This window comes from Mycolicibacter virginiensis (assembly GCF_022374935.2).
In the GTDB taxonomy this organism is placed as follows: Bacteria; Actinomycetota; Actinomycetes; order Mycobacteriales; family Mycobacteriaceae; genus Mycobacterium; species Mycobacterium virginiense.
Map to the genome: position 1 here is coordinate 3,701,988 of NZ_CP092430.2, position 11,999 is coordinate 3,713,986.

At 69.3% G+C, this 11,999-nt stretch carries 9 protein-coding genes and 1 riboswitch; of the genes, 5 read left to right on the forward strand and 4 right to left on the reverse strand.

What is annotated here, in order from left to right:
• Positions 1 to 19: 19 nt before the first annotated feature.
• Positions 20 to 466, forward strand: a complete 447-nt coding sequence (locus MJO54_RS18060; protein ID WP_240175271.1) for a hypothetical protein — start codon at positions 20 to 22, stop codon at positions 464 to 466.
• Here MJO54_RS18060 and MJO54_RS18065 read toward each other — a convergent pair.
• From MJO54_RS18065 to cobN, 4 genes are read right to left on the reverse strand one after another with little or no spacing between them, the layout of a single operon-like run.
• Positions 452 to 1,186: a cobalt-precorrin-6A reductase gene (locus MJO54_RS18065; RefSeq protein WP_064889062.1), complete on the reverse strand. Its 735-nt coding sequence runs from the start codon at positions 1,184 to 1,186 to the stop codon at positions 452 to 454. The two genes, MJO54_RS18060 and MJO54_RS18065, sit on opposite strands and share 15 nt — an antisense overlap.
• The gene (locus MJO54_RS18070; protein WP_064889061.1) at positions 1,183 to 2,634 is read right to left on the reverse strand and encodes a cobyric acid synthase; all 1,452 of its coding nucleotides are present in this window, start codon (positions 2,632 to 2,634) and stop codon (positions 1,183 to 1,185) included. The genes MJO54_RS18065 and MJO54_RS18070 overlap by 4 nt, the downstream gene beginning before the upstream one ends.
• On the reverse strand, positions 2,634 to 3,371 hold the full coding sequence (cobF, locus tag MJO54_RS18075) for a precorrin-6A synthase (deacetylating) (protein WP_064889060.1): 738 nt from the start codon (positions 3,369 to 3,371) through the stop codon (positions 2,634 to 2,636). The genes MJO54_RS18070 and cobF overlap by 1 nt, the downstream gene beginning before the upstream one ends.
• Entirely contained in the window at positions 3,368 to 6,940 is a 3,573-nt protein-coding gene (gene cobN / locus MJO54_RS18080; RefSeq protein WP_064889059.1) for a cobaltochelatase subunit CobN, read from the reverse strand. The genes cobF and cobN overlap by 4 nt, the downstream gene beginning before the upstream one ends.
• Before the next feature lie 138 nt (positions 6,941 to 7,078).
• Positions 7,079 to 7,265: riboswitch (cobalamin riboswitch) on the forward strand.
• 38 nt (positions 7,266 to 7,303) lie between these two features.
• Between cobN and MJO54_RS18085 the strand changes: the two genes are divergently transcribed.
• Genes MJO54_RS18085 through MJO54_RS18100 form a run of 4 tightly spaced genes read left to right on the forward strand, consistent with a single transcriptional unit; the run spans position 7,304 to position 11,874 of the window.
• On the forward strand, positions 7,304 to 8,500 hold the full coding sequence (locus tag MJO54_RS18085) for an ABC transporter substrate-binding protein (RefSeq protein WP_064889618.1): 1,197 nt from the start codon (positions 7,304 to 7,306) through the stop codon (positions 8,498 to 8,500).
• Positions 8,497 to 9,537, forward strand: a complete 1,041-nt coding sequence (locus MJO54_RS18090) for a FecCD family ABC transporter permease (protein ID WP_046283500.1) — start codon at positions 8,497 to 8,499, stop codon at positions 9,535 to 9,537. The genes MJO54_RS18085 and MJO54_RS18090 overlap by 4 nt, the downstream gene beginning before the upstream one ends.
• Positions 9,534 to 11,282, forward strand: coding sequence for an ATP-binding cassette domain-containing protein (locus MJO54_RS18095; protein WP_240175272.1), 1,749 nt, complete (start codon positions 9,534 to 9,536; stop codon positions 11,280 to 11,282). Before MJO54_RS18090 ends, MJO54_RS18095 begins: the two co-directional genes overlap by 4 nt.
• A 13-nt stretch (positions 11,283 to 11,295) precedes the next feature.
• Positions 11,296 to 11,874 (forward strand): DUF7676 family protein, encoded by a 579-nt coding sequence (locus tag MJO54_RS18100; RefSeq protein WP_046283502.1) that lies wholly within the window; start codon positions 11,296 to 11,298, stop codon positions 11,872 to 11,874.
• Positions 11,875 to 11,999 lie beyond the last annotated feature (125 nt).

An 11,999-nucleotide genomic window follows, 5' to 3' on the forward strand; every position in this document is an offset into this window, starting at 1 on the left:
ATCTGGAGGAGGTGACGGGATGAGCGCTCTCGCAGCGGCAGTCGTCTTTGCCTGGTTGGGCATGGTGTTGGCGATCTCATTCCTCGAAGCACCCCTGAAGTTCCGCGCGCCGGGAATCACCATCCCACTGGGCTTGGGTATCGGCAGATTGGTGTTCCGGGCGCTCAACGCGGTGGAGATCGTGCTGGCGACGGTGGTGGTGTTAGCGGTGGCCACCAGCGCCCCGGGACGGATCTCGCTGGTCGGGGTCTGCGCTGCGGTGGCAGTGCTGAGCGTGCAGATACTTGTGGTCCGGCCCCGGCTGCGCCGCCGCTCGGATGCGGTGCTGGCGGCACAGACCGCCCCGCCCGGCGGGATCATCGAGCGCTCCCGCGCCCACTACGCCTACGCGGGACTGGAAGTGGTCAAGGTCGGTGCACTGCTGACCGCAGGTGCCGCTCTGCAGCTCGCCTCATTCGCCGGTTAGCACCCAGGCCAACGCGCGCTCGACCTCGTTCACCGTGGTCACGCCCGCCGGCCGGGCCGGGCGGCGCACGACGACCACCGGCAGGCCGAGTTCCTCGGCGGCCAGCATCTTGGGCCAGGTGTATTCCCCACCGGAGTCTTTCGTGACGATGATGTCGGCGCGATGCTCGCGCAACAGCGCGAGTTCTCCGGGCAGCGCGTAGGGTCCGCGATCCCTGATCACCGACCAGCTGGGCGGCAGGCTGATCGACGGCGGCTCGACCACGCGCGCCAGCACCGCAGCGTCGGCCAGCGCCGGCAGGTAGGACGCCAACTGCTGACGCCCGATGGTCAGCACCGGCCGCCGCCCCAACCGGGCCGCGATCTGTGCGGCCTGCTCGTGTGAGTCGGCCCAATGCCACGCCTGCCCGGCCCGCTGCGACCAGCCGGGCCGCTCCAGCCGCAGCAGCGGCCGGCCGGCCGCGGCACAGGCGGCGGCCGCATTGGCCGCCATCGTCGTCGCGAACGGATGGGTGGCGTCCACGACCACGTCGTAGTCGGACAATGCCGTTCGCAAACCGTCGATTCCGCCGAATCCGCCGATCCGCACCGCCCCGACCGGCAACCGTGGATCGGCCACGCGGCCGGCCAGCGACGTCGTGACTTCGATTCCCGCAGCGACCAGCCGATCGGCAAGGGCGCGGGCTTCGGCGGTGCCGCCGAGCAGCAGCACGCGCGTCACGGTGCCCCCGGTGGCAGAAACGGCAACTCAGACGGGGGCCCGCCGCCCGCCAGCTCCAGCAGGGCGTCGACGTCCAGGTGCTCTTCGATCAGATCCCCGAGCAGGTCGAGCCGACGCTCCCGGGCGGCCGGAAACGACACCTGCGACGGCGCCAGCCCGAGGGTGTCGGCCAGGAACGCCGCACGCAACGCGTCGACCTCCAAGCACCCGTGCCGCATGGTGCCGAAAACCTGGCCGGCGCGGACACCGCCGGGAAACGCATCGGCGACGTCTCCGCGGCTGATCCGGCCATGGTGGATCTCGTAGCCGCCATCGGACAGCCGCAGTATTTTCTCTGCCGCGAAACATGTTTCGACATCCAATAGGCCCAGCCCGGGCACCTCGCCGGGCGCTCCCTCGATTCCCTCGGGATCGCGGATCAACTGGCCCAGCATCTGGAATCCCCCGCAGATCCCTAGTACGGGCTTGCCGGCGGCGGCGTGGGAGGCGATCGCAGCATCGATCCCGCGTGAACGCAGCCAGGCCAGGTCGCTGATGGTTGCCCGGGTTCCGGGCAGCACCACCAGATCCGCGTCGGACACCCCACGCGGGTCGGCGGCGAACACCACGTCCAGATCGGGTTCCAAGCCGAGGGCGTCCAGGTCGGTGAAGTTGCTGATCCGCGGGAACCGAATTACCGCGACCCGGCGTGCCCCGGTGCGCCCCGAGCGCCGGCCGTCCAGATCCAGCGCGTCCTCGGAGTCCAGCCACAGCTCCGGATGCCACGGCAGGGTGCCGAACACCCGACGACCGGTGAGGCGCTCCAGGTCGGCCAGCCCGGGCTCCAGCAACCGCAGCTGCCCGCGGAACTTGTTCACGATGAACCCCGCCACCAATGCCTGGTCCTCTTCCGACAGCAGCGCGACGGTGCCGAAGAACGCCGCGAACACCCCGCCGCGGTCGACGTCACCGACGACCACCACCGGCAGGCCGGCGTGGCGCGCCAGGCCCATGTTCACGTAATCGCCGGCGCGCAAATTGATCTCGGTCGGGCTGCCGGCCCCCTCGGCGACGATCACGTCATAGCGCCCGGCGAGATCGTCGTAAGCACGGTGCGCGGCCGCAGCCAACTCCGCGCGGCCGTGCATCCAGTTCGACGACGACAGCGCCCCCCACGGCCGGCCCATGAGCACCACATGACTCTGCTGGTCACTGCCGGGCTTGAGCAGAACCGGATTCATCGCCGGCTCCGGGTCAACGCGCGCAGCGCAGGCCTGAATCCATTGCGCCCGACCGATTTCAGTCGTCACGCCGCCGGCACCGACGCACACCATGGAGTTGTTCGACATGTTCTGCGCCTTGTACGGCGCCACCCGCACACCGCGGCGCGCCAGCGCCCGGCACACACCGGTGGCCACCACCGTCTTGCCGGCGTCGCTGGTGGTTCCGGCGATCAGGATGCCCGCCATCAGGTTCGCCGCACCAGGAACACATCCATCACCCAACCCGCCTCGGCACGGGCCGCATCGCGGGCGGCCGTGATCTCCTCGACGACGTCACAAACCCGTCCGGTGACCAGCCGCTCCCCCGACGCACCGAGGTTGGCGCCCCACCAGATCGTCCAATCGGCCACCGCAGAAAGATCGAGCCGGTCCGGGTTGAGCATCGCCACGATGTTGTCCTGACCCGCGGCGACCGCCTCCGCCAGCCGCCGGCCGGTGGTGATGTGCACCGGACTGCCCACTTCATGCAGCACGATCCGATGCCGGGCTGCCAGCAGTTGCGGGGCGCTTATCCCAGGCAGCACGTCGTAATCCAGCTCGACCCCAAGGGCTTTCACCCGCTCGACGATGCGGATTGTCGAGTCGTACAGTGCCGGGTCGCCCCAGACCAGGAAGGCGGCGGTGCCGCCGCGGGACCGCAGCACGTCGGCGTAGCGCTGCGCCCGGGCCGCGTGCCAGTCCGCCACGGCGTGGGCATAGCCGGGCTCGGTCAGCCCCGGGGAGCGGTCGCGGGCCGGGTCGGCAACCGCGACGATAGGGATCGAGGGGGCGTAGGTGTCGACGATGGTGCGCCGCAATGCCAAAAGACCGTCGTCGGAGGACTTCTCGGATGCCACTACGTAGTCGGCTGACCGCAGTGCGCTGGCGACCTCGGCGGTGACGTGCGCAGGTCCCATGCCGATTCCGAGAATCCAGACTTTCACCGATCCTCCAGGTCGCCTTCTACGTCCAGGTAAGCCTGCCGCAACGCCGCCATGGTCTCGGGGTCGGGGTGCTCCCACAGGCCGCGGTCGGCGGCCTCGGTCAACCGTTCCACAATGCCGTGGAGCGCCCACGGGTTGGACTTGTCGAGGAACTCGCGGGTCTGCGGGTCCAAGACATACTCGGCCGCGAGCTTTTCGTACATCCAGTCGTGCACCACGCCGGCGGTGGCGTCGAACCCGAACAGGTAGTCGACGGTGGCGGCCAATTCGAATGCACCCTTGTAACCGTGGCGGCGCATCGCGGAGATCCAGCGCGGATTGACCACCCGCGCGCGGAACACCCGGGCGGTCTCTTCGGCCAGCGTGCGGGTGCGGATGGCGTCCGGCGAGGTTGAGTCGCCCACATAGGCTTTCGGGTCGGCGCCAGTCAGCGCCCGCACGGTCGCGATCATGCCGCCGTGATAGACGAAGTAGTCATCGGAGTCGGCGATGTCATGCTCGCGGGTGTCGATGTTCTTGGCGGCCACCTTGATCCGGCGGTAGTTGGTGCGCATGTCGTCGGCCGCCGGCGCGCCACCGAGCCCGCGACCGTAGGCGAACCCACCCCAGGTGGTGTAGACCTCCGCCAGGTCCTTGTCGTCACGCCACGTCCCGGATTCGATGACCTGCAGGATTCCCGCCCCGTACGACCCGGGCGCCGAACCGAAGATCCGGGTGGTGGCGCGGCGCAGATCGCCGTGTTCGATCAAGTCGGCGCGAGCATGCGCCGCCACGAAGTTCGTGTCGTCGGGCTCGTCGAGGGTGGCGACCATCTGCACGGCATCGTCGAGCATCGACACCACGTGCGGGAAGGCGTCCCGGAAGAACCCCGAGATGCGCACCGTCACGTCGATTCTGGGCCGGCCGAGCTCCTCGGGTGAGATGACCGCCAGCCCGGACACCCGCCGCGACGCCTCGTCCCACTCGGGTCGCACGCCGAGCAGGGCCAGCACTTCGGCAATGTCGTCGCCGGAGGTGCGCATCGCCGAGGTGCCCCACACCGACAGCCCGACCGATTCCGGGTAGCCGCCGGTGTCATCGAGGTAGCGCCGCACCAACGAGTCGGCCATCGCCTGCCCGGTCTGCCACGCCAGCCGGGACGGCACCGCGCGGGGGTCGACGGTGTAGAAGTTGCGTCCGGTGGGCAACACGTTGACCAGGCCACGCAACGGCGACCCCGACGGCCCCGGCCGTACGAACCCGCCGGACAGCGCGTGCAGCACCGCGTCCAACTCGGCCGACGTGCCGGCCAGCCGCGGAACCACCTCGGTGGCAGCGAATCTCAACACCCGACATACCTCGGGGTCAGGATGCAGCGTGTCAGCCAGGCCGGTCTCCCAACCGCCAGCCTCCATGGCTTCGACCAACGCGCGAGCGCGGCCCTCGATCTCGTCGACGACCGTCGCAGCGGCGTCTTCCTTGAGCCCCAGCGCGGCCCGCAGGCCCGGTACCGCATGGTCTACCCCGCCCCACACCTGCGGAGCCCGCAGGATCGCCAGCACCAGGTTCACCCGCTCCGGTCCGGTCGGAGCGCCGCCAAGCACGTGCAGGCCGTCCCGGATCTGGGCGTCCTTGATCTCACAGAGCCAGCCGTCGACATGCAGCAGGAAGTCGTCGAACTCCTCATCCTCGGGCCGCTCCTCCAGGCCCAGGTCGCGGTGCATCTCCGCGGCCCGCATCAGATTCCAGATCTCACCGCGGATCGCCGGCAGCTTGGCCGGGTCCATGGACGCGATGTTGCCGTACTCGTCGAGCAGTTGCTCGAGGCGCGCGATGTCGCCGTAGGACTCCGCGCGTGCCATCGGCGGGATCAGGTGGTCGACGATCGTGGCGTGCGCCCGCCGCTTGGCCTGGGCGCCCTCGCCGGGGTCGTTCACCAGGAACGGATAGATCAACGGCAGGTCGGCGATCATCGCGTCGGTGGCGCACGCGGAAGACAACGCCGCGGTCTTACCGGGCAGCCATTCCATCGATCCGTGCTTGCCCAGGTGTATCACCGCGTGCGCGCCGAAACCATGTGCCAGCCAACGGTATGCGGCCAGGTAGTGGTGGCTGGGCGGCAATTCCGGGTCGTGGTAGATCGCCACCGGATTCTCCCCGAAGCCTCGGGGCGGCTGGATCATCAGCACGACATTGCCGGATTGCAGTGCGGCCAAAACGATCTCGCCGGCGTCGTTGACGAACAACTTGCCCGGCGCCGGACCCCACGCCGTCGTCATCGCATTGCGCAGGTCGTCGGGCAACTCGGCGGTCCACTGCGCATACTGCTGCGCGGTGACCCGCACCTGGGCGCCGGCCAGCTGCGCAGCGGACAGCCAGTCCTCGTCCTGACCACCGGCCTCGATCAGGGTGTGGATGAGGCGATCCCCTGCCTGCGTCTCGTCAGCGACGTCGAGCACGCCGAAGCCGTCTCCGACGTCGTAGCCCTCCGCCGCCAGCCGCTGAAGCAACCGCACCGCCGACACCGGGGTGTCCAGACCAACGGCGTTGCCCACCCGGGAGTGCTTGGTGGGATAGGCCGACAGCACCAGCGCCAGCTTCTTCTGCGCGTTCGGGATACGGCGCAGCACCGCGTGATTCACCGCGACCCCGGCCACCCGGGCGCACCGCTCGGGATCGGCAGCGTAGTGCGGCAGCCCGTCGTCGTCGATCTCCTTGAAGGAAAACGGGACGGTGATGATCCGGCCGTCGAATTCCGGGATGGCGATCTGGGTGGCCGAATCCAACGGGGTCACGCCGTCGTCGTTGGCCTCCCAGTCCGCGCGCGAGGACGCCAGGCACAGTCCCTGGAACACCGGGATGTCCAGCGCCGCGATCTGTTCGATGTCCCACGCGCCGTCGTCGTCACCGGCACTGACCCCGGCGGTGGCGTTCATCGCCCCACCGGCGGCCAGCATGCAGACCACCAGCGCATCGAGCTGACCCAGCGCGGCGAAGAGCTCGTTGGGGGCGTTGCGCAGCGAGGCGGCGAAGATCGGCACCCCGACCGCCCTGCCGGTGGCATCGATGGCATCGGCCAAAGCGTGGGCGAATCCGGCGTTGCCGCTGACCTCGTGGGCGCGGTAGTACAGCACCCCGATCCGTACCGGGTTCGCAGCCTCGACGCCTTCCCGCTGGGCGAACCCCCATTCCGGGATCACCGCCGGCTCCTCGAAACCCTCACCGGTGAGCAGCACCGTGTCGCACAGGAACGCGTGCAGCTGGGCGAGGTTGGCCGGCCCGCCCTCGGCGAGGTAGGCGTGCGCCTGGGCGGCCAGGCCGATCGGGACCGTGGAGCACTCCATCAGCTCGGCGTTGGGCGAGCGCTCCCCGCCGAGCACCACCAGCGGCAGGCCGGTCGCGCGCAGCAGCTTCAGTTCCTCGGCGATCTCGGCCGATGACCCCAGGATGCGCAGCACCACGACATCGGCGCCGTTGACCAGCGGTTCGATGTCGTGGCGTGCGGGGTTCCCGAGCCGGTATGCCGCGCCGCTGGCCCGCGCGGACAGCAGGTCGGTGTCAGAGGTGGAGAGCAGGGCGATACGCCGCATAATCGGTTCCTCCCGGGGGTTCGCGCCCCGCATAGTCGGATGCCCCGCGGCCAGTATCTGGCTAACACAGTGGCGGAACCGCGCCGGAATTTGAGTACCGGACTTCCTGACGCCACGAGACGGCGGCCAGCCTAACGCAGCGCGGCATGCAACAATGTCGCCGGTAAGGCGATGACGAATGAGGAAGCCGGTGCGAATCCGGCGCGGTCCCGCCACTGTCATCGGGGAGCGACCCTCATCAGCCACGGCCCGCCACTTGTGGGGTTGGAAGGCGAGGCGAGCAGTGATCCGAGAGCCAGGAGACTCACGTCAACGCGTCCTGCGTACCGGGGCGGTGTACCCCGAGGAAGCTGACTCACGCTCATGTCCCGTGCGTTGCGGGTAGTTGCTGCGCTCCTGGTAGCGCTGGCCACCGCGCTGTCGTTGGCCGGCTGCTCCGGCGAACCCGCTTCCCGCACACTGCAAGCGCGTTCCGGCTGCATCACCGGCTTCGATCCGGCCGCCGACTACTTCCCGGACAAGTCGACGCTGACCGAGGCCACCAACTTCGCCATCACCTACCACGGCAGCTACCAGGTTCTTACGGTCAAGCGGCCCTACCTCGGCGGCAAGCCGATGTCGTGGGTGTTGGTGCGCTGCGGTGCGCCCGCGCCGACGCTGACCGGGGAGCTGGCGAACGCCCAGCGGATCACCGTGCCGGTGCAGAGCCTCTACTCGGGTTCGACGACGCATCTGGCGATGATCACCGAACTCGGCCAAGCGGGCGTGGTCACCGGAGTGGCGAGCCCGGCAGCCGTCGCCGACCCCCAGATCCGTGCGCGCATCGACACCGGTGAGATCGTCGGCTACGCGCCCGGCGGGCAGATCAATATCGAGCGCGTGATCGGTGCGGGCCCCGACCTGCTGGTCACCGAGGGCATCGACGACCCCGGCTATCCGAAGCTGCGCGAAGCCGGTACCCCGGTGCTGGCCGACGCCGAATGGCTGGAACCGACCCCGCTGGGCCGCGCCGAGTGGATCAAGGTGTTCGCCGCGCTGACCGGGACCGAACGCCAAGCCGCGCAGGCCTACCGGTCCATCCGCGACCGTTACCGTGCCTTGGCGGCTCAAGCCGCCGCGACCAAGCCCGTCGAGGTCTTGGTCGGCACCATGTACTCGGGCAGCTGGTCGATGCCCACCGGCGAGAGCTACTCGGGACGTCTGGTCGCCGACGCCGGCGGCACCTATCCCTGGCTGTCGGAGACCGGCGCCGAGAACCGGCAACTGAACTTCGAGTCGGTGTACGCCCGTGCCGGTACAGCGCCGGTCTGGCTGATCACCGACGACTGGCACACCCTGGGCGATGCGGTGGCCCGTGACAGCCGCTATGGCGAGCTGACCGCGCTGCGGACCGGCCACGTCTGGTCGGCGACCAAGGCAATGACATCCCTTGGCGGCAACCTCTATTGGGAACGCGGCACGGCCCGACCGGATCTGCTACTCGGCGACTTGGTCGCGATCCTGCATCCCGAGCTCGCCACCGACCACGCGTTCGAGTTCTACCGGCGGGTGCCGCGATGAAGCCGCGTATCGCCCTGGTGCTGACCGCGCTGAGCGCCGCGGTGGTCCTGCTGGCCGTGCTCGGGCTGGTGCTCGGACCGGTGCGGGTGCCGGTGCTCGACACCGTGCAGGTGCTGTTCGGCGCCGAACCCTCCGACCCGCGCTGGCAGGTGATCGTGTGGAACATGCGGTTGCCGCGGGTGCTGACCGCGCTGGCCGCCGGGTCCGCGCTGGGCGTCGCCGGCCTGCAGCTGCAAACCCTGTTCCGCAACACCCTCGCCGATCCCTACATTCTGGGCGTGAGCTCCGGGGCGAGCCTGGGCGTCGCGGTGGTGGTGCTGCTCGGCGGGGCGGCCGGCGGCGGTTTCACCACCGCGGTGGCCGGTGCCAGCCGCGCCGCGGAAGTGATCGCAGCGGCGCTGGGTGCGGCGGCCATGCTGACGCTGGTTCTGGTGCTGTCGCGATGGACCCGCTCGGCGGCGACGCTGCTGCTGATCGGTGTGATGATCGGCGCGGCCAGCACCGCGCTGGTGAGCTTGGCGCTGGTCTACTCCGATCCGCAGCGGGTGCAGCAGTACCTGTTGTGGGGCCTGGGCAGCTTCGCCGGAACCGGTTGGGCCGATTTGGAGTTGCTGCTGCCGCTGGTGGCCGTCGGGCTGTTGACCGCGGCGATGACGATCCGGCCGCTCAACGCCCTGCTGCTCGGCGAGAGTTACGCGGCGACCATGGGCATCAACGTGCACCGGGCCCGGATCGTCACGGTCGTCTCTGCGTCACTGCTGGCCGGCGTGACGACCGCGTTCTGCGGCCCGATCGCATTCCTCGGGCTGGTGGTGCCGCACGTGGCCCGCATCGTGGTGGGTACCTCCGATCACCGGGTGGTGGTCCCGGCGGTGGTCTTGCTGGGCGCGGTCGCCGCGCTGGGCTGCGGCGTTGTCAGTCAGGTGCCCGGCAGCGATCTGGTCATCCCGATCAACGCGGTCACCGCGCTGGTGGGGGCACCGGTGGTGATCGCCGTGCTGCTGCGGGCCCGGCGAGGATCGGGGTTGCCGTCATGACGCCACCGGCCGTCGAGCTGGCCGGCCTGGCCATCGGCTACCGCAGCCGGCGCCGGTCGACGACAGTGGCGACCGGACTGGCCGCTCAGGCTCGCCGCGGCGAACTGACCGTGCTGATCGGGCCCAACGGAGCCGGCAAGTCCACCCTGATCCGCACCCTGGCGGGTTTGCAGCCCGCGCTCGGTGGACGTGTCCTGTTGGACGGCGCCGACCTGACCGCTCTCCCCCGCGACGAGCTGGCCCGCCGAGTCGCGGTGGTGCTGACCGAACGCGTCGACCCGGGCTTGTTGTCGGCGCGCGAACTCGTCGGATTGGGCCGCATCCCCCACCTGGGGCTGGGTGCCCGCCTGCGCCCGGTCGACGAGGAGATCATCGACTGGGCGCTGGCGGCGACCGGCGCACAGCATCTGGCGTCGCGACCGGCTGCCGAACTGTCCGACGGCGAAAGCCAGCGGGTTCTGACCGCGCGGGCACTGGCCCAGCAGCCGGGCCTGCTGATCCTCGACGAGCCGACCGCGTTTCTGGACGTGTCGTCGCGAGCCGCACTGTTCGGCCTGCTGCGTGAGCTCGCCCGCGACCAGCAGTTGGCGGTGGTGCTGAGCACCCACGATCTGGAATTGGCGCTGCGGGTGGCAGATCGGGTGTGGCTGATGGATCCGGCGGGCACCCTGATGGACACCGTGGGCGAAGAGCTGATGTTGTCCGGGCGCATCGGGGACATGTTCGGCAACGACACCCTGCGTTTCGACCCGGCCAGCGGCATGTTCGAGCTCAGTACCCGCGCCGACAGCGATGGCGCGGCACGCACCGCACGCGTCGACGCTGAAGAGCCGTTGCACTCCGCACTGACGCGGGTGCTGTCGCGGGAGGGCTGGAGTATCGGCGATTCTGCCGAAATCGTGCTCACAGCAACCGATCCCGGTGCCATCACGCTGCGTACCGCCGGCGACAACCACGTCGTTGCGCTGCGCGACCTGCCGCAGCGACTGCGTACCCTGCCCGCGACCCCGCATCGCTGCGCGCCCCAGACTCGGACGTTCGCGGCACTGGCCGAGTTATCCACTGTGAGCTCCTATTTCGCGGTCTCGACCGGGACCGCTGACGACACCGGCTGGCGTCCGGTGACGCAGCTCTACACCGACACCGACCTGCTGGCCGGCGCGGTTGCCGGCGTGCAGGATCGCATCGGGGCGTCGGATCTACGCGTGGCGGTATCCACCTTCTACCTCGGATATGCGGCGCGGCTGTGGTCGATCGGACTCGGCGGGCTCGCCGAGCACGGGTTGCTGATCGATCTGGACCCCGATCAACTCTGGTACTCCGACTGCGGCGGCAGCGTCCGGCTTCACCTGCCGAATCCGGTGGCCTGGCAGACACCGTCAGCCAATGCGGATCTGGAGCCGATGCTGGCCGAGATGGTCCTGACCGAACACCTGACGCCGTTGGCCGCCGCGGTGCGTCGGCTCGGTCCGATCTCGCAGCGACTGCTGGACGGCAATGCCGCCTCCGCAGCTCTGGGCGCCGCCCGCGCCCTGTGCTGGCATCACGGTGGAAGTCTCGCGGACGAACCGAGCTGGGAACTCGCACGAAACATCTGCGAAGGCGAATATCTCAACGGCACAGTGTGTTTCGACGCCTCCAGCACGGATTATCGCCGGACCAGCTGCTGCCTGTTCTATCGCACGCCGGGCGGCGGCCTGTGCGGCGACTGCGCACTGACCCACAAACCTTGTCTGGACCGATGAAAGAAGGATTCCCATGACCGAGAACACCGGCACCGTCGTCGCCGATCCTCCCATCGTCGACACCGAAGACCGCGGTCGCGAACAACGCTGGCCGCTGCCGACCGATCAGCAGAGCCTGCTGGATCTGCTGCACCTGTGCTTCGACGAGTACTGGAACGAGATCTGGTTCGGCATCATCATGGAAGGCGCGGCCTGGGAGGTGGCCGCCCCCAACGCGCCGCGCAAGATCGGCATGCTCGACGGCTACGCCACCATCGACTTCGGCCGCTGGCACTTTCACCTCTGCATCGGCAAGCATCGGGCCAGCGGCTCGGAGCTGGGCCGCATCCGGCGCTGTAGCCGGGCCGAGCTGTACCGCCGAATCGGCAAGGACGGCAACCCGCAGTCGTGGGGTGTGCGCCTGTTCAACGGGCGCGACGAGCAGATGATGACCGTGATGCTGCCGAACCCATTCCTGACCAACGACCAGCAGATGCGCGACGAGCCCGAGTGGGGCCAGCTGGAGTTGTGGGACAAGCTGCGCGACAAGTACCTGGGTCTGGGGCCCGACCCGTTGGACCGCGGCGGAAACCGGATCCGCTGCGGCGGTTAGCGAGACTCGACGAAGGAGAGCCGAAGCTGGACCGCCGCAACAAACCCGGCGGTTAGCGAGACTCGACGAAGGAGAGCCGAAGCTGGACCGCCCCAACAAACCCGGCGGTTAGCCCCGCGGTTAGG

Coding starts and splice junctions, on each gene's coding strand:
- MJO54_RS18095 (WP_240175272.1), top strand. CDS start 9,534: ATGACGCCACCGGCCGTCGAGCTGGCCGGCCTGGCCATCGGCTACCGC.
- cobN (WP_064889059.1), bottom strand. CDS start 6,940: ATGCGGCGTATCGCCCTGCTCTCCACCTCTGACACCGACCTGCTGTCC.
- MJO54_RS18070 (WP_064889061.1), bottom strand. CDS start 2,634: ATGGCGGGCATCCTGATCGCCGGAACCACCAGCGACGCCGGCAAGACG.
- MJO54_RS18060 (WP_240175271.1), top strand. CDS start 20: ATGAGCGCTCTCGCAGCGGCAGTCGTCTTTGCCTGGTTGGGCATGGTG.
- MJO54_RS18085 (WP_064889618.1), top strand. CDS start 7,304: ATGTCCCGTGCGTTGCGGGTAGTTGCTGCGCTCCTGGTAGCGCTGGCC.
- MJO54_RS18090 (WP_046283500.1), top strand. CDS start 8,497: ATGAAGCCGCGTATCGCCCTGGTGCTGACCGCGCTGAGCGCCGCGGTG.
- MJO54_RS18100 (WP_046283502.1), top strand. CDS start 11,296: ATGACCGAGAACACCGGCACCGTCGTCGCCGATCCTCCCATCGTCGAC.